Annotated in this window: 21 protein-coding genes; 14 read left to right on the forward strand and 7 right to left on the reverse strand. The window is 71.2% G+C overall.

Going from position 1 to position 19,942, the window contains the following annotated elements; translation table 11 throughout:
* Positions 1–219: 219 nt before the first annotated feature.
* The 4 genes from ACIRVF_RS19700 (at position 220) to ACIRVF_RS19715 (ending at position 4,912) form a co-directional block, all read left to right on the forward strand.
* Positions 220–1,431: an Ig-like domain-containing protein gene (locus ACIRVF_RS19700; protein WP_402818990.1), complete on the forward strand. Its 1,212-nt coding sequence runs from the start codon at positions 220–222 to the stop codon at positions 1,429–1,431.
* Positions 1,432–1,586: 155 nt separating this feature from the next.
* Positions 1,587–2,828, forward strand: a complete 1,242-nt coding sequence (locus ACIRVF_RS19705) for an Ig-like domain-containing protein (RefSeq protein ID WP_402818993.1) — start codon at positions 1,587–1,589, stop codon at positions 2,826–2,828.
* A gap of 162 nt (positions 2,829–2,990) precedes the next feature.
* Complete coding sequence (locus tag ACIRVF_RS19710; RefSeq protein ID WP_402818996.1) at positions 2,991–4,205, forward strand: Ig-like domain-containing protein; 1,215 nt, start codon at positions 2,991–2,993, stop codon at positions 4,203–4,205.
* A 149-nt stretch (positions 4,206–4,354) separates the two neighbouring features.
* Positions 4,355–4,912, forward strand: a complete 558-nt coding sequence (locus ACIRVF_RS19715; protein WP_402818999.1) for an ATP-binding protein — start codon at positions 4,355–4,357, stop codon at positions 4,910–4,912.
* A 268-nt stretch (positions 4,913–5,180) separates the two neighbouring features.
* Here ACIRVF_RS19715 and ACIRVF_RS19720 read toward each other — a convergent pair whose 3' ends face one another.
* A complete protein-coding gene (locus tag ACIRVF_RS19720; RefSeq protein WP_402819002.1) occupies positions 5,181–6,044 on the reverse strand; it encodes a hypothetical protein in 864 nt (287 codons plus the stop codon).
* Between the two features lie 198 nt (positions 6,045–6,242).
* Positions 6,243–6,425, reverse strand: a complete 183-nt coding sequence (locus tag ACIRVF_RS19725) for a DUF397 domain-containing protein (RefSeq protein ID WP_402819164.1) — start codon at positions 6,423–6,425, stop codon at positions 6,243–6,245.
* On the opposite strand from ACIRVF_RS19725, the gene ACIRVF_RS19730 reads away from it, so the two are divergent.
* The 5 genes from ACIRVF_RS19730 to ACIRVF_RS19750 all read left to right on the forward strand — a co-directional run bounded on the left by ACIRVF_RS19730 (position 6,363) and on the right by ACIRVF_RS19750 (position 10,346).
* Complete coding sequence (locus ACIRVF_RS19730) at positions 6,363–6,500, forward strand: hypothetical protein (protein ID WP_402819175.1); 138 nt, start codon at positions 6,363–6,365, stop codon at positions 6,498–6,500. The two genes, ACIRVF_RS19725 and ACIRVF_RS19730, sit on opposite strands and share 63 nt — an antisense overlap.
* A gap of 143 nt (positions 6,501–6,643) precedes the next feature.
* Complete coding sequence (locus ACIRVF_RS19735; protein WP_402819005.1) at positions 6,644–7,960, forward strand: ATP/GTP-binding protein; 1,317 nt, start codon at positions 6,644–6,646, stop codon at positions 7,958–7,960.
* On the forward strand, positions 7,914–8,549 hold the full coding sequence (locus tag ACIRVF_RS19740) for an RloB family protein (RefSeq protein ID WP_402819008.1): 636 nt from the start codon (positions 7,914–7,916) through the stop codon (positions 8,547–8,549). Before ACIRVF_RS19735 ends, ACIRVF_RS19740 begins: the two co-directional genes overlap by 47 nt.
* Before the next feature lie 329 nt (positions 8,550–8,878).
* Positions 8,879–9,739 carry a DMT family transporter gene (locus ACIRVF_RS19745; RefSeq protein WP_402819011.1) on the forward strand — a complete coding sequence of 287 codons (861 nt, stop codon included), beginning with the start codon at positions 8,879–8,881 and terminating at the stop codon, positions 9,737–9,739.
* 163 nt (positions 9,740–9,902) lie between these two features.
* Positions 9,903–10,346, forward strand: a complete 444-nt coding sequence (locus tag ACIRVF_RS19750) for a hypothetical protein (protein WP_402819014.1) — start codon at positions 9,903–9,905, stop codon at positions 10,344–10,346.
* A gap of 267 nt (positions 10,347–10,613) precedes the next feature.
* On the opposite strand, the gene ACIRVF_RS19755 is transcribed toward ACIRVF_RS19750, so the two are convergent.
* Entirely contained in the window at positions 10,614–11,687 is a 1,074-nt protein-coding gene (locus ACIRVF_RS19755; RefSeq protein ID WP_402819016.1) for an SUKH-4 family immunity protein, read from the reverse strand.
* A 155-nt stretch (positions 11,688–11,842) separates the two neighbouring features.
* Here ACIRVF_RS19755 and ACIRVF_RS19760 point away from each other — a divergent pair, with 155 nt between their 5' ends.
* The 3 genes from ACIRVF_RS19760 to ACIRVF_RS19770 all read left to right on the forward strand — a co-directional run bounded on the left by ACIRVF_RS19760 (position 11,843) and on the right by ACIRVF_RS19770 (position 13,392).
* Positions 11,843–12,529 carry a hypothetical protein gene (locus ACIRVF_RS19760; protein ID WP_402819019.1) on the forward strand — a complete coding sequence of 229 codons (687 nt, stop codon included), beginning with the start codon at positions 11,843–11,845 and terminating at the stop codon, positions 12,527–12,529.
* A complete protein-coding gene (locus ACIRVF_RS19765) occupies positions 12,523–12,852 on the forward strand; it encodes a hypothetical protein (protein ID WP_402819022.1) in 330 nt (109 codons plus the stop codon). Before ACIRVF_RS19760 ends, ACIRVF_RS19765 begins: the two co-directional genes overlap by 7 nt.
* Before the next feature lie 90 nt (positions 12,853–12,942).
* Positions 12,943–13,392: a nuclear transport factor 2 family protein gene (locus ACIRVF_RS19770; RefSeq protein WP_402819025.1), complete on the forward strand. Its 450-nt coding sequence runs from the start codon at positions 12,943–12,945 to the stop codon at positions 13,390–13,392.
* Between the two features lie 10 nt (positions 13,393–13,402).
* On the opposite strand, the gene ACIRVF_RS19775 is transcribed toward ACIRVF_RS19770, so the two are convergent.
* A complete protein-coding gene (locus ACIRVF_RS19775; protein ID WP_402819028.1) occupies positions 13,403–14,164 on the reverse strand; it encodes a TetR/AcrR family transcriptional regulator in 762 nt (253 codons plus the stop codon).
* A gap of 143 nt (positions 14,165–14,307) precedes the next feature.
* Here ACIRVF_RS19775 and ACIRVF_RS19780 point away from each other — a divergent pair, with 143 nt between their 5' ends.
* Complete coding sequence (locus tag ACIRVF_RS19780; RefSeq protein WP_402819030.1) at positions 14,308–14,901, forward strand: NADPH-dependent FMN reductase; 594 nt, start codon at positions 14,308–14,310, stop codon at positions 14,899–14,901.
* A gap of 22 nt (positions 14,902–14,923) precedes the next feature.
* A complete protein-coding gene (locus ACIRVF_RS19785) occupies positions 14,924–16,510 on the forward strand; it encodes an MDR family MFS transporter (protein WP_402819033.1) in 1,587 nt (528 codons plus the stop codon).
* 122 nt (positions 16,511–16,632) lie between these two features.
* On the opposite strand, the gene ACIRVF_RS19790 is transcribed toward ACIRVF_RS19785, so the two are convergent.
* The 3 genes from ACIRVF_RS19790 to gcvH all read right to left on the reverse strand — a co-directional run bounded on the left by ACIRVF_RS19790 (position 16,633) and on the right by gcvH (position 19,892).
* Entirely contained in the window at positions 16,633–18,000 is a 1,368-nt protein-coding gene (locus ACIRVF_RS19790; protein WP_402819036.1) for an L-serine ammonia-lyase, read from the reverse strand.
* A gap of 150 nt (positions 18,001–18,150) precedes the next feature.
* Positions 18,151–19,431, reverse strand: coding sequence for a serine hydroxymethyltransferase (glyA, locus tag ACIRVF_RS19795; protein ID WP_402819039.1), 1,281 nt, complete (start codon positions 19,429–19,431; stop codon positions 18,151–18,153).
* 83 nt (positions 19,432–19,514) lie between these two features.
* Positions 19,515–19,892, reverse strand: coding sequence for a glycine cleavage system protein GcvH (gene gcvH / locus ACIRVF_RS19800; RefSeq protein WP_402819041.1), 378 nt, complete (start codon positions 19,890–19,892; stop codon positions 19,515–19,517).
* Between the last annotated feature and the right edge of the window lie 50 nt (positions 19,893–19,942).

Consider the following 19,942-nt stretch of genomic DNA (forward strand, 5'->3'; position numbering starts at 1 on the left):
CCGGCGGGGGGGGGGGGGGGGGGGGGGGGGGGGGGGGGGGGGGGGGGGGGGGGGGGGGGCCCCCCCCCCCCACGGGGTGGGGGGCGGGGTGTGGGCGCGCGGGGTGGTGCCGCGCGCTCAGGGGTTGCTCGGGGGTGGCGTGTCCCTGCCCGGGGCGGGGTCGTTGTTACCGGCGTCGGATGCTCCTGTGGTCGGAGCCGAGTGGTGGGAGGCCCCGGGATGCGGCGCCGAGTTGGGGTGTGGGCGCGGCGGGTGGCGGCGGCCTGGTGTGTGGTGGTGGTTGCGGGGTGCGGGGGTGGGGTGTCGAGCGGGAGTGGTGGGGACGGGGTCGGGGCGGGTTCCCGCACGGCGCCTCCGGTGGTGTCGCGGGCGGTGTTGAGTGCGGTGCCCGCTGACGGTGCGCAGGATGTGGCGGCGGAGGGGGCGGTGCGGGTGACCGTCGGGCAGGGGCGGCTGGTGTCGGTGCGGCTCGCGGACGCGAAGGGGGTCGAGCTGCCCGGGAGGATGAGTCCGGACGGGGCCGGCTGGGTGCCGGACGGGCCGTTGCCGCTGGGGACCGCGTTCACGCTGGATGCCGTGGCGGAGGACGACCAGGGGCAGCGGGCGGCTCAGCACTCGGCGTTCTCGACGGTGGCCCGGGCGCACACCTTCGTCGCCTTCTTCACACCGGAGGACGGGTCGACGGTCGGTGTCGGGATGCCGGTGTCGTTGCGGTTGAGTCGTCCGATCACCGACCGGGCGGCGGTGGAGCGGGCCGTGCAGGTGACGGCGGATCCGCCGGTGCCGGTGGCGGCGCACTGGTTCGGCAGCCAGCGGTTGGACTTCCGGCCGCGGCAGTACTGGGCGGCCGGGACCAGGGTGACGGTGGCGCTGCGGCTCAAGGACGTGCAGGGGGCGCCGGGGGAGTTCGGTACGCAGAGCCGGGACCTGCACTTCACCATCGGCCGGGCGCAGGTGTCGACGGTCGATCTGGACGCCCACACGCTGACGGTCCGGACCGGGCAGGGCGGGAAGGTGCTCCGGGTGCTCAAGGTGTCCGGGGGCAGCCCCGAGCACTCCACCTACCGGGGGGTGATGGTGGTCTCGGAGAAGTACAAGCTGACCCGGATGAACTCGCAGACCGTCGGCATGGGCGACGAGTACGACATCAAGGACGTCCCGCACGCGATGCGGCTGACCGCCTCCGGCACCTTCGTGCACGGCAACTACTGGGCAGACCCGGGGGTGTTCGGCACCGCCAACACCAGCCACGGCTGCATCGGGCTGGCGGACGTCAAGGGCGGGACGGGCAAGGACACCCCGGCGGCCTGGCTGTTCGAGCACACCATCCCGGGGGACGTGCTGGAGGTGCGGGCCTCGGCCGGGGACCTCGTGCCGCCGTCGAACGGGCTGGGGGACTGGAACCTGTCGTGGGAGCAGTGGGTGGCGTAGCCGGCGCCTTCACCCCACCTCCTCCGCGGGTTCACCCGGACGGCCCAGTTATCCTGCTCCGGCGCGTCGGGGTCCGGCGTGAAAGTTCGGTACCCCGTGCAACTCATGGGGGCGCTCAACGCGTCAAGTGAGTGAGTACCGGGAGGGGAGATTCCGTGAAGACGGGGAAGACGGTCGGCGCAGCGATACGCACCACGAGCCGTTACCGGCGCCGGGGTGCGATGGCGCTGGTCATGGGTGGGGTGCTGCTGCTCACCGCCGCGTGCAACGACGACAAGGGCGGTTCGTCCGGCGACAGCGCGGCCTCGGCGCCGGCCGATGCCGGTGGGAGTGCCGCCCCGGGGGCGCCGAAGGCCTCGGCGGCCGTGCTCGCGGTCGAGCCGAAGGACGGCGCCCAGGACGTCGCGCCGAACGCGCTGCAGGTGTCCGTCTCCAAGGGCAAACTGACCACGGTCGAGGTGACCGACAAGAACGGCAAGCCGGTCGAGGGTGCGATCACCCCGGACGGCAGCGGCTGGAAGCCCGCGTCGGCGCTGGCCGTCGGCATGGCGTACAAGGTGAACGCGCAGGCCAAGGACGACGCCGGCCTGGTGGCCGCGTCGACCACCTCATTCACCACCCTGACGCCGGAGAAGAAGGTCTCCACCAACGACAACATCGCCGACGGTGCCACGTACGGCGTCGGCATGATCGTCTCGGTGACCTTCAACAAGGACGTCAAGAACAAGGACGCCGTCCTCAAGGGCATCAGCTTCGAGACCGACAACGGCACCGTGGTCAAGGGCCACTGGTTCGACAGCCGCCGGGTGGACTTCCGTCCGGAGGAGTACTGGAAGCCGGGCACCAAGGTGACCATCAAGTACCGGCTGAAGAGCGTCGAGATCGCGCCCGGGGTCTACGGCGACGTGGACAAGGACGAGCCGTTCACCATCGGCCGGTCGATGATCTCCACCGCGGACGCCAAGACGCACCAGATGACGGTTGAGCGGGACGGCAAGAGCACGACCCTGCCGGTCACCCTGGGCGCGGACGCGACGCCGTCCTGGGGCGGAACCATGGTGATCATGGACAAGGAGAAGGTCACCCGGATGAACTCGCAGACCGTCGGTCTCGGCGGCGAGTACGACATCCAGGACGTGCCGCACGCGATGCGGCTGACCACCTCCGGCACCTTCCTGCACGGCAACTACTGGTCCAACCCCTTCGGCAAGTCGAACGGCAGCCACGGTTGCATCTCGATGCAGGACGTGAAGGGCGGCAGCGACAGCTCGGTCGCCGGCAAGTTCTACAACGACTCGATGGTCGGCGACGTGGTGAAGATCGTGAACACCAAGGAGAAGACCGTCTCGCCCTCCAACGGGCTGGGCGGCTGGAACGTGTCCTGGGCCAACTGGTAGCCCCGGCAGTTCGTCGCCGGGCGGCCCGGACCTCACCCGTTGGGGTCGGGCCGTCCGGTTTTCGGGGCGGAAAGCCCCTCTGATGGCGCAACCTTTCCGGTGGCCGGGCGCGTGTGTCCGGTCGGGGCCGGCGGGTCCGTGGGGAGCAAGGGAGGGATCGACGTGAGGTCGATACGCAGGGTGATGGCCATCGGGCTGGTCGGTGGGGCGATGACGCTGACCGCAGCCTGCGGTGGGGGCGGCGGTGGGGGCGGGAGCGCCGCCAAGGCCGATCTCGGGGCCGGGGCGGCCGCGTCGGCGACGGCGCCCGCGAGTTCGGCGCCGAAGGTGTCGACGGCCGCGGTGACCATCGAGCCGAAGAACGGCGCGGTGGACGTGGCGCCGGGGGCGCTCAAGATCGGGGCGACGGGCGGCAAGCTCACCACCGTCAAGGTGAGCGACAAGTCGGGTAAGGAAGTCCCCGGCACGATCGCCGCGGACGGCTCCAGCTGGACCCCGTCCGCCGGGCTCGCGGTGGGCACCGCCTACCAGGTCAGCGCGATGGCCGCGGACGCCAACGGCGCGGTCGCCACGGCGGACAGCAGCTTCACCACGCTGACCCCGGCGGCGCTGGCCAAGGCCTCGGACAACGTGGACGACAACGCCACGTACGGCGTCGGCATGATCGTCTCGGTGGATTTCAGCAAGGACGTCGCCAACAAGGACGCGGTCGCGAAGGGGATCACCTTCGAGACCGACAACGGCACCGCGGTCAAGGGCCACTGGTTCGACGACCGGCGGCTGGACTTCCGTCCGGAGGACTACTGGAAGCCGGGCACCAAGGTGACGGTGCACTACCGCCTCAAGAGCGTGGAGATCGCCCCCGGGGTGTACGGCACCGACCGGGACGAGCCCTTCACGATCGGGCGATCCAAGGTTTCGACGGTTGACGCCGCCGCGCACAGGATGACGGTGGCCGAGAACGGGGCGTCGAGCGACATCGCCATCACCTCCGGTTCGGACGAACACCCCACCTGGAACGGCACGATGGTGGTCATGTCCAAGGAGGGCACGGTGCGGATGCAGTCCAGCACCATGCCCGGCATGACCGGCAAGCCGTACGACCTGCAGGTTCCGCACTCGATGCGGCTCACCACCAGCGGGACGTACGTGCACGGCAACTACTGGAGCGACGGTCACTTCGGCGAGGACAACGTCAGCCACGGCTGCGTGGGCCTGCGCGACGTCGAGGGCGGCGGGGAGTCCACCACGATGGGCAAGTTCTACGCGGACTCGATGGTCGGGGACGTGGTCATCGTGAAGAACTCGGTCAAGAAGGAGACCCTCGACCCGGCGAACGGGCTGAGTGGCTGGAACCTGCCGTGGAGCAAGTGGTAATCGCCAGGTAGAAGCGGTTCGACGTCAACCCGGGCTTGACTTCGGTCGGCCCGGGTCGGCGTTTTTCCGGCCCAGGCTTGCTCCGGGCATATGCCGACTCGGGCGAGATCGTTTGCTCATTGTCCGTACGCGGCTGCTTGCGTTCCGCAATGATGGACCGCATGGCGGGTTGGGGCGAAGCAGATCAGTCATCGGTTCCGGCGGCCGGCGTGGTCGCGGAGGCGTCGTGGATCGACGTCCAGGGTGCGCTCTCGGCGCTGGAGCGGCTCAGCTCCGAAGAACTCCAGGAGATGTACTCCGACAGACTGTGCGACCAGTCCGCGCCCAACGAGGTGCGGCTGCCGTCACGTCCGGAGTCGGGGCCGGTGGCCCGCCGCCTGGTGCTGAACGTCCTGGAGTCCTGGGGCCTCCACCAGTGCCTGGAGGCCGGGGAGTTGCTGACCAGTGAGCTGGTGTCCAACGCGGTGCGGCACGCCGCCGGCCGCACCATCGGGCTCCACGTCAGCCGCAAGCCCGGCTGGCTGCGGGTCGAGGTGCGGGACTCGTCGCGCGCGCTGCCCTGCATGATCCTCGCCGAGGCCCGGCCGGTGAACGAGCGCGGCCGGGGCCTGAGGATCGTCGACGACCTCGCCGACCGCTGGGGCGCCGACCTGCTGCCGCGCGGGAAGGGCGTCTGGTTCGAGCTGAAGCTCCGCGAGCGGAACTGACGCGGGCTCTTCCGGGTCCGGATACGCGCAGGGCCCCCGGGCTCGCCGTGGTCGGCGGTGGGGGCCCCTGCAAGTCATCGCGCCGGCCAAGGGGGTGCGTGCCGCGCGATGGGCGTCGGCAGTGCCAGGTCGGGCCCGCCGAAGTTCGACGGGTCGACTATCGCACGGATCTCAGCATGCGGGCAAACCGGGGCGTCTTGGATTGAAAGGTTAGTAACCTACTTCACCTTTGGATTTTGCATAGGTTAACGCCATGGCCTGTGAATATTCATGATCCCGGTGAACTGATCATTGCTTGACGGGCCCGGGCGGCATGTGCGCGAACGGCGGCCGGGGAGAGGCGCGGGCGGGGTGGTGGGGCCTTCGGCGCGCCGCGGCAGGCGCGGCAGAGACCGCCCAGGAGGGCGTGCGGACGGCAGGGGGTGCGGCAGTCGGTGCACTCGGTGATGCGGGTGGCCGGAGGCTCCGGGCGTTGTCGTTCAGGGGGCATCTTGTCGAGCAGGCGGCGGCGGGTGAAGGCCACCGGGCTGTGGACGCCGTCCGGTGGGAGGCCTGCGGTGAGAGCGGTGGTGAAGAGGGCCGGGGTGGTGCCCCGGGCCAGCCACTCGGCAGCGAGCGGCTCCAGGGCGGCGCAGTCGGCGGCGGAGAGGGCCAGGCGGGCGTCGGCGAGGCCGAGGCCGGCGAGGGCGGCGTAGGCGGCCGAGGTGGAGGAAGTGCGGTTGAGCGTTCGCCCCTTGGGGGGATCGGGTGCTCCGGACGTTGACGCCTCGCCCATCTCGCCCGCCGCGCCCGTGGCGCCCGTGGTGATGAAGCGCGTCCACCACGCGTCGGAGCGGGGCGTGCGGGAGAAGTAGGTGCGGAACACCCAGCGGCAGTCCTTGGAGCTGATGCGCTCGCGGACGCGACGCAGATGACCTGCGGTGGAGAGGTTGTTGAGCACCGTGCGGCAGGCCATCTGCCCGTAGTGGGGCTGGAGGACGGCGAGGGTCTTGACGTCCATGGCGGCGCCGTCGGGGAGATGGTCGATGAGCGAGGCGAGGTAGGCCTCGCGCGCCGGGAGGTGGGAGAAGTCGGCGGCCGAGCGGGGAAGTTGCTCCGGGGCGGACTGCTTGCCGTATCCGGGTGCGGCCATGGCGGTAGAGTCGTGGGTAGCCACAGGATCGAGTCCAGTTCGATCGTGCCGGTCAGGCCCCCGTTCGGTGTTGGTAGCACCGGCGGGGGCTGATTCATTAGTGCGCACGCTACACGGAGGAATCGACTGTGGCGAAGTCGTGACGATAAGTCATATCGACTGGGTGCGGCGGCGGTTGGAAGGTAGTTACCCACCCGTTCAACTAAGGGGCCACTCGACTGTGGCCACTTGAGCGTCGGGGGCGAAAGCGACGAAGGCGGCCCAGGCCTCGGGGGAGAAGGTGAGGGTCGGGCCGGCCTTGTCCTTGGAGTCGCGGACGTGGACGGCGGAGGGCGAGGAGGCGACCTGGTCGCGGCCCTCGCCACCTCCTGGGGTGCCCACCCGCGCGGCGAGGGCCACATCGGCAAGACCGTCTGGTTCGAGCTGCAGTTCCCGCTCGCGGCCTCGGTCTGCTGACTCTCCCTGCGGGCTGCCTCGGGGGCCCTGGCCGCCACGCGTGCCGCCGGTCGATGGCAGCCTCTGTTTGGGCTTGCCGAAGGCTTGTTTGCGCGATTCACTTGCACAAGCAGGCCCAACAACCCGTGAAGGGGGGATCACAGATGCTACTGAATTTCAGGGTCGCGAATCATCGCTCGATCCGGGATGAGCAGTCGCTACAGCTGCACCCGGTCTACGACGCGGACAGGCCGGCCGGGACGCACTGGGAAGCGGTCCCTGTGGCGGGCATCTTCGGTGCCAATGCGGCTGGTAAGTCGAACGTCATCGACGCCTTGTCCTACATGAACAGGATGGTCGTCGACTCGTACCGCGACGCCGAGCCGGATGGAGGCGTGACCCGTCAGCCGTTCCGTCTCGACGAGGCCGCTCGCGGCGAGCCTTCGTGGTACGTGGCGGACCTGCTGATCGACGGCGTGCGCTATACCTACGGGTTCAGTGTGGACGACGACCGAGTGCTCGACGAGTGGCTGCACAGCTTTCCTCGTGGCAAGAAGCGCAAGATCTTCGAGCGCTCGCCTGACGGGCTGGACATCGGCGACTCGCAGCATCGGCGCGAGCTGAAGCTGGTCGAGAACATCACCGAGCCCAACGTGCTCTTCATGTCCTTGGCGGCCCGTTCCCGCCAGCATGACTTCCGGCCGGTATACGACTGGTTCGCGCGGAATCTCCTGTTCAGCCGACGCCCGACGGCCCTGGGGCTTGGTACGGGACGTCTCCTGGAGCACCAGGACCGATATCCGGAACTCATCGAACTGTTGCGTGCCGCGGATCTCGGGATCGCGGAGTGTGGGGCGGAGCGCGTACTGCTCGATGAGGAGCAACTGCGGAAGAGGTACGGCCCCCGCATCCCGCAGCGGCTCTTGGCCGAACTCGAAGAACGAGGGCCTCGGGCCGTCATCCGTCCGTGGATAGGCCATCGCGGGCGTGACGGGATCGTCCGGATGGATGTGTCCGAGGAATCCGAGGGAACCCAGGCATTGCTGCGACAGGCGCCCCTCCTCATGAACGCGCTCCGCCGGGGGGGAACCTTCGTGGTGGACGAGATCGACTCAAGTCTGCACCCCATCCTGACGGCGCGCCTGATCGGACTTTTCCAGAGCGCCGAGACCAACCCCAATGGCGCCCAGCTGATCTTCACCTCGCACGACGCCAGCCTGCTCGGTCGAACTGATGGGGAGGACGTGCTGCGGCGGGATCAGGTCTGGTTCGTAGAGAAGAACGAGTACGGCGAGACGGAGCTCTTCTCCCTGGCTGATTTCAAGCCGCGCCAGGAGGAGAACCGTGAACGGCGGTACCTCAGTGGAAGTTACGGCGGTGTGCCGTTCATCGACGAGAACTTTGCCAATGCTGTAGCGGCCCGGGGGGATGAAGATGGCAAGGGCGACGAAGCCGAGCGGTCGCAAGCGTCCCTCTTTTGACACGCCACTGAGGAGGCAATCGGGCCACCGGGAATCGCGGCAGCGACTTCTGGTGGTCTGTGGCGCGAAGGTGACGGAACGGGACTACCTCCAGGGACTCAAGTCGAGCGTCCGGAACCCGGCGGTCTCCGTGAAGATCGTCGAGCATCCGAGGTCGCCGGCCCAGGTCGTGGAGCGTGCCGAGCTCCTGCGCGAGCAGGCGGCTGGCGAGTACGACGAGACGTGGTGCGTTCTCGATGTCGACGCATTCGTCGACCTGGATCTGACGATGACCGAGGCGCGACAGAAGAACATCGAGGTGGCGTTCTCGAATCCGTGTTTCGAGGTGTGGTTGCTGCTGCACTTCATGGAATACCGGCGCCCGGCTCGTTCATTCAAGGAACTCCTGCCGTTTCTAGAGAAGTGCTTTCCGGCGGGATACGGAAAGGCGGATCAGAATTTCAGCCTCTACGGGCCGACATGGCGGTTGGCCGCGACCCGGGCGAAGGAGCTGGCTCAGTGGGGTGAGGAGCACAAGGTGAATCCCTCCACTGGCATGTGGAAACTTGCGCTTGCCATTGGAGGCTCCGAGCCGTCGGCACGCCGGTGAGACCCTTCCGTTCTGGGGTGGTTGCCTGCGGATGCCGCACAGGAAGTCGGGCCCGTCGACTTCCTGTGCAGGCCGGGTACCATCGGGCCCGTGAACTCGTACTGGCACGTCGTGCTGCCACCGCTCGGCGCCTGATCGGGCGCACGCACTCGGTGGTTTGATCCCGTTGCCCCCGCTCAGGGGGCTCTTCGGCGTGCGCCCGCTTCGAAACCAGTTCCTCTGATGGTCTTCGACGACGGAAGTTCACGACTGTGCCGAATCGTTTGTCCGCGCCCGCGCGCGCTCGTCTGACCCCTGCCCCTCGCCGTACCCGCCCGATCGACGGGCCGGTGCCGATCCTGGTCTCCGCGCTGCTGTGGGGCACTACCGGAACGGCCGCCTCGTTCGCCCCGGCAGGCGCTCCGGCGGCCGGGATCGGGGCGGCGGCCCTGGTGCTCGGCGGGGCGCTGCTGTTCCTCACCGACCGTGCCGCGTGGTCGCTGCCCCGGGCGTGCGGGGTGCGCGAGCGGTGGCTGCTGGTGGTGGGAGCGGTGGCCGTGGTGGGGTACCCGGTCACCTTCTACCCGGCGGTGGCCCGCACCGGGGTCGCGGTCGCCACGGTGATCGCGCTGGGCAGCGCGCCGGTCTTCACCGGACTGCTCGGGTGGCTCACCCGGCAGGGGCGGCCGAGCGGGCGGTGGGCCGGGGCCACCGTGCTGGCCGTGCTCGGGTGCGTGGTGCTGGTGCTCGGGCCCGAACTCGCAGGCCACGGGTCGGCCGTGGACGCCCTCGGGGTGTTGCTGGCGGCGCTCTCCGGACTCTCGTACGCGGTGTACTCGCTGATCGCCGGGCGGCTGATCGCGGCCGGGCACGCATCGGCCGGAGTGATGGGGGCGATGTTCGGCGGGGCGGCGGTGCTGGTGCTGCCGGTGCTGCTCGCCGGCCCGACCGGCTGGCTGATCTCGGTGCGCGGTGCGGGCGTCGTGCTGCACCTGGGGGTGGTCACCACCTTCCTCGCCTACCGGCTCTTCGGCCACGGCCTGCGGCACGCCACGGCGCAGACCGCCACCACGCTGACCCTCGCCGAGCCCGCCGTCGCCGCCGTCCTCGGCGTCGCGGCCCTCGGCGAGCGCCTGCCGACGGTGTCCTGGTGCGGCCTCGCGGTCCTCGCAGCCGGCCTGGCGGTCCTGACGCTCCCGGGCCGGCGTTAGGCGCACCGCTGCACAGGAAGTCGGGCCGGCCGACTTCCTGTGCAGTGGGGATTGTTGAACGTGTTCAAAAGACCTGCGAGAGTGGCCCGAGCAAATACTCCGCATGTCGTCGAACCGGGGGAACGACGTGGACTTGACGGTGGTCCGAAAGCTCACTGCGGCAATGGCGTCTCTGATCCTCGGATGCGCCGCCTGCGCGGGCGGCGCGGGCGGCGGCCGGACCGTGATCGAGCAGGCCGACCTGGTGGGCGACTGGGGGAACAAGGCCGGCGCCCGACTGCACATCGCCGCCGATCACAGCGCGACCGTGAGCGGCCTGGAACACGCTGTTCCCGACACCTCTTGCTCAACGGCCGAGCCGGCGGCCCAATGGGTCTTCTGGGCGCCGATGGACGCACACAGTTCGGTTGCCGATGCCACGGCAACCAAGGGCGATTCGTTCGACCTGGAGCTGGCGCCAGGTGCACGCACGTCCGAGAGGACGTGCAGCGCGACCGCGGTGGTCCAGCGCGATGGCGAGGGGTACGACCTTTGTCTCGTCCAGTACGCGGACCAGAGCTGCACGGACGGCGAACTCCTCCGCAAGCTCACGACGAGCCCCGGCTGATGACTGCCGCAGCCCGCACGGGCAGTCGGCCGGTCGACTCCGCCGGCGACGTCGATTTGCCGGGTATGGCCAGAGCGTGCTTCGTGGCAAGACAGCTGCAAGCGCCCATCCCGCGGTCTCGGTTGTGCGGTGCGTGCTCGCTGTGTTTGTGGCCGGTCCGGCGGTCCTGACGCTGCCCGGTCGGCTGCTGCACGGGAAGTCGGATCGGCCGACTTCTGGTGTGCGGGTTGTGCGGTGTGTTCGCTATGGGTGCGGCGGCCGGCCTGCTCAGGCCAGGAGGCCGCCGGTGTACGGGTCTTCGGCGAGGAGGCGCCAGGAGTGGCGAGGGGTCGCCCAGGCCTCCGGGTCCACCCGCTCGACCAGATCCTCGACGACGGTCCGGAGGAACACCTGCGGGTCGAACACCTGCCAGTCCTCGCCCTCGTCCTCGCCGCCCCCGTACTCCCAGCGGTCGTGGTCGGCGCGCAGCCGCTCGTACGTCCACAGGGCGTAGAGCAGGGCGGAGACGTCCCGGTGCAGGTACGACGCCGGGTCGTCGGCCCCGTACAGGCCGGGCAGTTCCAGGCGGCCGGTCGCGCCGTCGAGTGCGATCACCAGGTCGTGCGGCCAGTGGGCGAGGGCGAGGCGGCCGGGGTGGGTGGAGTCCATGGCGGCGAGCGGGTCGTCGGGGTCGACGCCGAACATCTCGCTGTCGAGTGGCAGGCCCGCCTTGACGAGGAGCCGCCGGGTCGGCTCGTGGGTGAGCTCGGCGGGCAGGTCCTCGACGCCGTAGCGGCGGACGGCGCCGTCCCCGTCATCGCCGACCAGCCGGGCGAGGTCGGCGACGAGGTCCGGTTCGAAGACGTAGGCGGAGCCGCCCGGTCCGCCGGGGCGGGCGCCCCAGGCCAGTGACGTGACCAGCAGCGCCGTGCCCCAGTGTGCGGGCCGGGCGGTACGGGCGAACAGCGGCCCGTCGGCGGCCCGCATCCGCCGCTCGGCGTCCGCCATGACGGCGTCCACCACCGCCGCGCCCCGGCGGCCCCCGTGGGCGCCGGGGTCCCCGGCGCCGGTCGCGACCGCCTCGACCTCCCGGACCAGGGCCACCAGCGCGGGCAGCGAGGTGGCCAGCAGGTCACCCTCGGACCCGTCGCCGAGCCGCAGCTCGCCGGTCACCCCGTCCAGGACGACCGGGTCGCCGTACGCCGCCTCACCGATGACGAGCCGGCGCCCGCCCCCACCAGGCGCAGCGACGGGAGCGCGGAACTCCAGGAACGCGCCGTCCCCGGGCAGCCCCTCCGTCAACAGGTGCTCGCGACTGGGCGCGTGCATCAGCCCCTCCGGCAGGTCCAGCACGTCCGGCATCCCCGTTCCCCGTCCCGCTCCTCGGCTCCGCGGTCGATCGGTCGAGAGCGTACGGGAGGCCCCCGACAACGCCTCCCGCAGGGGCTCAAAGTTCCACGCACAGGAGGTCGGACCGGCCGACTTCCCGTGCACCGGCGGCTGGTTGACTGGGCGCCGTGGACGAACCGGAGATCTCCCAGTACTCGCTGTTCCGGTTTGCAGCCGAGGCGCTGCGCCCACTGGCCCGGCTCACCCTGGACCTGGACGAAGTGGCCCGGCGGCTCGGCCTCGCGCCGGAGGAGTCCTGGGACGGGCGCGGCGCCCTGCGGGTGGCGTGCTTCGTGCTGGGCGGGACGGACTTCGCGGTCAGCCGCCATGGCAGCGAGCCGGTCGGCACGACCGTCTGGAGCACGAGGGCCGGGCCCGTGGATCCCGGGCAGCGGCTCGGCATCCTGCTCGACGCACTCGGCGCCGGTCCGGAGGAGGTGCTGAACCCGGGCGTGCCGGCCGACCTGTGGCAGGGCGCAGTTCGGCGGGAGCAGTCGCACCAGTTGTTCTGGGAGCGCTTCCGCAAGCGCCCGGGCATGTACACCGGCCGGGTGGCCTATGGTCCCGTGGCCTCCTACCTCGGCGGCTACGACATGGCCACGGGAGGAGCGTTGCTGGACGGGTTCCGTCAGTGGCTGGCGGTGAGGTTCCGGAACGGCGGCAACCTCCACTGGTCGGCTCTTGTCGCCGACGAAGTGTTCCCCGACGGCCTCCCGGAGGGCGAGGGGTCCCCGGAGCAGGAACGGCACGCCGTTCAGGAACTGCTCCGGTTGTTGGACGAGTTCTTCGAGCAGCGCGAGCCGTCGTCGTGCTGATCCCGGGGTACGGGGGCGGCCCGTTGGTGGCGGGTGAGCCGCTGTTGGAGGACGGCGGGTTCTGGTGGTGCCACCTGGTGGGGCCGGCGGAACCGGGCCCCGGCGAGGGTTGGTTGGAGCCCGACCGGGAGGCCGACGGGGTGCTCGACCCGGCCGAGCGGCTGCTCCTGCTGCTGCCCGCGTTGGACGGAGCGGAGTCGCCGGCCGGGGCCGTGGAGCGGGTGGCGGAGGACTCCGCCCGTGGGACGGCGGTACGACTGCTGGAAGGGCACCGGCATTGGGCGGGACACCTCTCCGTGGGGGACTCGCCGCTCAGTGGGTAGGGTGCGGTTGATCGAGTGATCAGCGGGGCCAAGTGGACTGCCGCGCAGGGGTCCTGGCGTTCCCGCCCGTTGACGGAAGGGCCTGAAGCCGTGCCGGAGTCCGCTACGCCCAGCCCGCTGGAGCTGCTCGCCCGCTACCGTCGGGCGATGCTCGACCTGGATGCGGATGCGCTGGCCGCGCTGTACGCCGAGGACGGGGTGCACGAGTTCCCGTTCCTGTTCCCGGGGATGCCCGAGCGCTACCGGGGGCGGGAGGAGGTGCGGGCCGGTTACCGGGCGGCCTGGGGGGCGAGCGAGGCCCGACCGGAGGAGATCCGGGAGGTCGCGGTCCACCCGGGCGCCGATCCCGAAGTGCTCACCGTGGAGCAGTTGGTGGTCGGCCGGGTCGCCTCCACGGGCAGGGAGTTCGCCCTCCCGGGCCTGCTGGTGATGCGGGCCCGGGGCGGGCAGCTGGTGCACGTCCGCGACTACATGGACGGCCTGGGGGTGGCCCGTGCGATGGGCCGCCTGTCCGCCGTCGTCGCCCGCTTGGAGGGGTAGGGGCCTGCGCTCAGATGTCGAAGTGGGCGGCGATGCCGTCGAGGACGCAGGCGAGGCCCGTGGTGAAGTGCCAGGCGGGGTCGTCCTTGCGGGTGGCCCGGTGCAGGTACTGCTGGTAGGCGGGGTAGCGGCCGGTGCCCATGAGGTAGGTCATCCGGGGGGCCAGGGCGGCCCGGGTCTCGTCGCCGTCGGACCAGCCGCGGGCGCGGCGCAGGTCCTCCAGGGCGACCTCGGCGGCGGAGGAGCCGTGGACGTAGACGGCGACGGTGCGGAAGATCGCCATGGTGGTGTCGGCGTCCAGGCCGTGTTCGGCGAGGGCGGCGAACGCCCGCTCCGGGACGGCGAGTTGGTTGGGGCTGAGGGAGAACGGGGTGGCCGCCCGGGCGAGCCAGGGGTGGGCCAGGCTCATCGCGCGCAGGTGAACGGCGAGGAAGTGCATGGCCTCGCGCCAGCCGTCGGCGGGGGTGTCCAGCGGGAGTTGGCCGTACACGAAGTCGACCATCAGCTCGATGAGTTCGTCCTTGCCGGAGACGTACCGGTAGGCGGCCATCGGGGCCACGCCGAGGGCGGTGGCGAGCCGGCGCATGGTGACGGCGTCCAGGCCCTCGGTGTCGGCGATGGCGACGGCGGCCTCGGCGATCCGGTGCGGGGTCAGGGTGGTGCGCGGGGCGGGGGACGGGCGGTCGAGCCGCTCCCAGAGTGAGGGCTGCGGCTGCTCGCGGCCGTCGGCTGCGGTGTCGCTGTCCCCGGTGGGGGCCTGCTGAGCGGGCATTGGGGGCGGGCTCCTTCCGGCTGGGTGCCTCCACCGTACCACTCATGTGTACGGCGTATTTCTGGAGTAGACGTCGTACACATCGGTGTGTACGTTGTATCTCGCCGATACGGCGTACACATCGTCCCGGAGGGGGAACCACCATGTCCATCGATCGGAACCTGCAGGTCGCGGTCGTCCTCGGCAGCACCCGCACCGGCCGCTTCGGCCCGGTCGTCGCCGACTGGCTGCTCGGCCACCTGGAGGCCCGCGGCGACATGACCGCCGACCTGGTCGACCTGGCCGCCACCCCGCTGCCCACCGTCTTCCCGTCCTTCGGTGGCGAACTGCCGGCCGGTGACGCCGAGTTGCTGGCCGCCGTGTCGCCCCGGCTGGCGGCCGCCGACGCCTTCGTGTTCGTCACGCCCGAGTACAACCACAGCTTTCCGGCCCCGCTGAAGAACGCCATCGACTGGCACAACCAGCAGTGGCACGGCAAGCCGATCGGCTTCGTCTCCTACGGCGGTCTCTCCGGCGGCCTCCGGGCGGTCGAACAGCTGCGGGTGGTGATGGCCGAGTTGAACAGCGTGACGATCCGCAACACGGTCAGCTTCCACGGCGCCGCGCAGGCCTTCGACGCCGACGGCATGCCGCGCGACCCGGCCGCCGACACCGCCGCCAAGACCCTGCTCGACCAACTGGCCTGGTGGGCCGAGGCGTTGCGGGACGCCCGGCAGACCCGACCGTTCGCCGCCTGAGCCCGGGGAAGGGGGAACGGCCATGACCGCGGAACCGATCGACGACCGCCCCAAGCCGCCGCTGCTCGGCGTGCTCGGGCTGATGCTCGGCATCTTCCTCTCGGCCCTCGACGGCCAGATCATCGGCACCGCGCTGCCGACCATCGTCGGCGACCTCGGCGGACTGGAACACCTCGCCTGGGCGGTCACCGCCTACCTGCTCACCTCCGCCGCCGCCACCCCGCTGTGGGGCCGGCTCGGCGACCTGTACGGCCGCAAGGGCGCGTACCAGTGGGCGGTCGCGGTGTTCCTGGTCGGCTCGATGCTGTCCGGACTGGCGCAGGACATGGCCGAGCTGATCGCCTTCCGGGCGCTCCAGGGGGTCGGCGCCGGCGGGCTGATGGTCGGTGCGCTCTCGGTGATCGGGGTGCTCGTGCCCGCCTCCGACCGGGGACGGGTGCAGTCGGTGATCGGGGTGCTGATGCCGATCGCCTTCGTCGGCGGCCCGCTGCTCGGCGGTTTCCTCACCGACCGGCTCAGCTGGCGCTGGGCGTTCTACGTCAACCTTCCGGTCGGGGTGTTCGCCCTGTGCGCGGTCGGAGCCGGGGTGCGGCTGCGGAAGGCCGAGCGGGTCCGCGCCCCGTTCGACTGGGCCGGGGTCGTCCTGCTCACCACCGGCATCCTCGGGCTCACCCTGGTCGGCAGCTGGGGCGGGACGCTGTACCCCTGGGCCTCGCCGCTGATCCTCGGGACGGGCGCGGTCGCGGTCGCCGCGCTGGTCCTCTTCGTCCGCACCGAACTGCGCGCCCCCGGGCCGCTGATCCCGCCCGCGTTGTTCCGCAACCGCAACTTCACGGTCTCGCAGGTGCTGGGCTTCCTCACCGGCGCCCTGATGCTCGCCCTGATCGGCTACCTGCCGCAGTACCTCCAGCTCGTCCAGGGCGCCTCGCCGACCACCGGCGGACTGCTCCTGCTGCCGCTGATGCTCGGCATGATGGGCACCCAGCTGGTCACCGCCCGGCTGATGGGCCGGTCCGGCGGCGAGCGGCGCTACCCGCTGCTGGGCGGGGTGCTGGCCCTGGCCGGGTCGGCGCTCCTGCTGCTCCTGGGGACGGACACGCCGGTGGCGACGGCCTCCGGGCTCACCGCGGTCGCCGGGATCGGCATCGGACTGCTGATGCAGAGCACCATGCTGACCTCGATGGGCGCCGTGCCGCGCCAGGACATGGGCGCGGCGATGGGCGTGGTGACCCTGCTGCGCAGCATCGGCGGTTCTCTGGGGATGGCCGCCCTGGGCGCGGTCTACACGGCGAGGCTCACCGCCTCGCTGGGGGCGCGGCTGAGCCCGGCCGAGGCCGGCCGGCTGACCGGTGGCGGCGGACTCACCCCGGCCGCGCTGGCGGGGCTGCCCCGGGCCGCCCGGGACGCCGTCGGCGCGGCGGTCACCAGCGGACTGCACGGCACGGTGGCCGGGGGCGTCGCCCTGGCGGCGGTGGCGACGGCGGTCGCCTGCCTGGCCCGGCCGAACCCGGGCCCGGCCGTGAACCCGGACCCGGCCGTGAACCCGGGCCCGCGGTCGGAGCGGCGGCGGACCGGCGCGCCGACGGAGACGACCGCGGTGAGCAGGTAGGGCGTGTCCGACCCGCCCGGGGACCCGGACGGCCGCAGGCACACGGAAGCCCCCGGGCGGAGCGGACTCCACCCGGGGGCCGGGCCGTCAGGCCGCCGCGTCAGGACTCGATCAGCACTTGATCAGCACTCGATGACGTTCACGGCGAGGCCGCCGCGCGAGGTCTCCTTGTACTTGATCTTCATGTCGGCGCCGGTCTCCTTCATCGTCTTGATCGCCTTGTCCAGCGAGACGTGATGCCGCCCGTCGCCGCGCAGCGCCATCCGGGCCGCGGTGACGGCCTTGACCGACGCCATGCCGTTGCGCTCGATGCAGGGGATCTGGACCAGGCCGCCGACCGGGTCGCAGGTGAGGCCGAGGTTGTGCTCGATGCCGATCTCGGCGGCGTTCTCGACCTGCTCGGGGGTGCCGCCGAGGACCTCGGCGAGGCCGCCCGCGGCCATCGAGCAGGCGGAGCCGACCTCGCCCTGGCAGCCGACCTCGGCGCCGGAGATGGAGGCGTTCTCCTTGAAGAGCATGCCGATGGCGCCGGCCGAGAGCAGGAAGCGGACGATGCCGTCCTCGTCCGCGCCCGGGATGAAGTTCAGGTAGTAGTGCAGGACGGCCGGAATGATGCCCGCCGCGCCGTTGGTGGGCGCGGTGACCACCCGGCGACCGGAGGCGTTCTCCTCGTTGACCGCCATCGCGTAGAGGGTCACCCACTCCATCGCGTTGGCCGGGCCGATCCCCTCGGCCCGCAGCGCACGCGCTGCCGCGGCGGCCCGGCGGCGGACCTTCAGCCCGCCCGGGAGGATGCCCTCGCGGGTCATCCCGGCCCGCACGCACTCCTGCATCACGGACCAGATCTCCAGCAGACCGGTCCGGATCTCCTCCTCGCTGCGCCAGGCCTTCTCGTTCTCCAGCATCAGGCCGGAGATCGACAGCCCGGTCTCCCGGGTGAGCCGCAGCAGCTCCTCGCCGGTACGGAAGGGGTAGCGCAGCGCGGTGTCGTCGGGCTTGACCCGGTCCGCGCCGATCGCGTCCTCGTCCACGACGAAGCCGCCGCCGACCGAGTAGTAGGTCTTCTCCAGCAGCGTCGAGCCGTCCGCCGCGTACGCCCACAGGGTCATGCCGTTGGCGTGGTACGGCAGCGAGCGGCGCCGGTGCAGGATCAGCTGGGTGTCGGGGTCGAAGTCGATCGGGTGGTCGCCGAGCAGGCTGAGCCGCTTCTCGGCGAGGATCCGCTCGACGTCCTTGTCCGCCTGGTCGACGTCGACGGTGCGGGGCGAGTTGTTCTCCAGGCCCAGCAGGACGGCCTTCGGGGTGCCGTGGCCGTGGCCGGTGGCGCCCAGCGAGCCGTACAGCTCGGCGCGCACGCCGGTGACCCGGTCCAGCAGGCCTTCGGAGCGCAGCCGGCGGGCGAACATCCGGGCCGCGCGCATCGGGCCGACGGTGTGGGAGCTCGACGGGCCGATGCCGATGGAGAAGAGGTCGAAGACGCTGATGGCCACGGGGGACGTCCTTGTCTGGTCTCGTGGAAGGACTTGCGGGCAGAGGGATGACACGGGACGGGGCACCGCGCGCACTGTCCAGTGTGCGCGGTGCCCCGGAGTCCCAGGTGCACCGGCGGGGTGAGGCCGGTCACCTCATCCCGAACAGGATCACTCCTGGCCGGCCAGGTTCGGGTAGAGCGGGTACTTCTCGGCCAGGGCGGTGACCCGGGCCTTCAGCGCGGCGGCGACGGTCTCGTCGAAGGCGGGCTTGAGCGCCTCGGCGATGATGTCGGCGACCTCGCGGAAGTCCTCGGCCCGGAAGCCGCGGGTGGCCAGGGCCGGGGTGCCGATGCGCAGGCCGGAGGTGACCATCGGCGGGCGCGGGTCGTTCGGGATGGCGTTGCGGTTGACGGTGATGCCGACCTCGTGCAGCCGGTCCTCCGCCTGCTGGCCGTCGAGCTGGCTGTTGCGCAGGTCGACCAGGACCAGGTGGACGTCGGTGCCGCCGGACAGCACGGAGGCACCGGCCTCGGCGACGTCGGCCTGCAGCAGACGCTCGGCGAGGATCTTGGCGCCCTCCAGGGTGCGCTGCTGGCGCTCCTTGAACTCCTCCGAGGCGGCGACCTTGAAGGCGACGGCCTTGCCCGCGATCACGTGCTCCAGCGGGCCGCCCTGCTGACCGGGGAAGACCGCGGAGTTGATCTTCTTCGCCCACTCGGCCTTGGACAGGATGACGCCGCCGCGCGGGCCGCCCAGGGTCTTGTGGGTGGTGGTGGTGACCACGTCCGCGTACGGCACCGGGTTCGGGTGCAGGCCCGCGGCCACCAGGCCGGCGAAGTGCGCCATGTCCACCATGAGCAGCGCGCCGACCTCGTCGGCGACCCGGCGGAACGCGGCGAAGTCCAGCTGGCGCGGGTAGGCGGACCAGCCGGCGATGATCAGCTTCGGCTGGTGCTCCTTGGCGAGGCGCTCGACCTCGGCCATGTCGACCTGGCCGGTCTTCTCGTCGACGTGGTACGCGACCACGTTGTAGAGCTTGCCGGAGAAGTTGATCTTCATGCCGTGGGTCAGGTGACCGCCGTGGGCCAGGTTCAGGCCCAGGATGGTGTCGCCCGGCTGGATCAGCGCGAACATCGCGGCGGCGTTGGCCTGCGCGCCGGAGTGCGGCTGGACGTTGGCGTGCTCGGCGCCGAACAGGGCCTTGATCCGGTCGATCGCGATCTGCTCGACCACGTCGACGTGCTCGCAACCGCCGTAGTAGCGGCGGCCGGGGTAGCCCTCGGCGTACTTGTTGGTGAGCACCGAGCCCTGGGCCTCCATGACCGCCACCGGGGCGAAGTTCTCGGAGGCGATCATCTCCAGGGTGGTCTGCTGGCGGTGCAGCTCGGCGTCGACCGCGGCGGCGATCTCCGGGTCGAGGGCGTGCAGGGACTGGTTGAGAACCGTCATGGTGTGGTCTTCCCGGGAGGAGGAGAGCGAGGGGACGGTGGGGGCGGGCCGGCGTGCGCGCGGCCCGCCCGGTGCCGGGCTGGTCAGCCGGCGTGGGTGAGCGCGTCGTACTCGGCGGCGCTGAGCAGCTCGTCGGTGGCCTCGACGCGGACCTTGAACAGCCAGCCACCCTCGAAGGGGGCGCTGTTGACCAGGCCGTTGTCGTCCAGGACGTCCTGGTTGACCTCGGTGACCTCACCGGTCACCGGGGAGTACAGGTCGCTGACCGACTTGGTCGACTCCAGCTCGCCACAGGTCTCGCCGGCGGTCACGGTGGTGCCGACCTCGGGCAGCTGCACGTAGACGATGTCACCGAGCGCGTCGGCGGCGTGCTTGGTGATGCCGACCGTCGAGACACCCTCCACGGGGGCCGTCAGCCACTCGTGCTCCTTGGTGTACTGCAGGTGCTGGGGGTTGCTCATGGCGTCATTCTCCAGGATGGGAAGCGGGTACGACGCAGCGGGCCGCCGCA

Origin of the sequence: Kitasatospora sp. NPDC101157 (assembly GCF_044768255.1) — a bacterium.
Taxonomy (GTDB): Bacteria; Actinomycetota; Actinomycetes; order Streptomycetales; family Streptomycetaceae; genus Kitasatospora.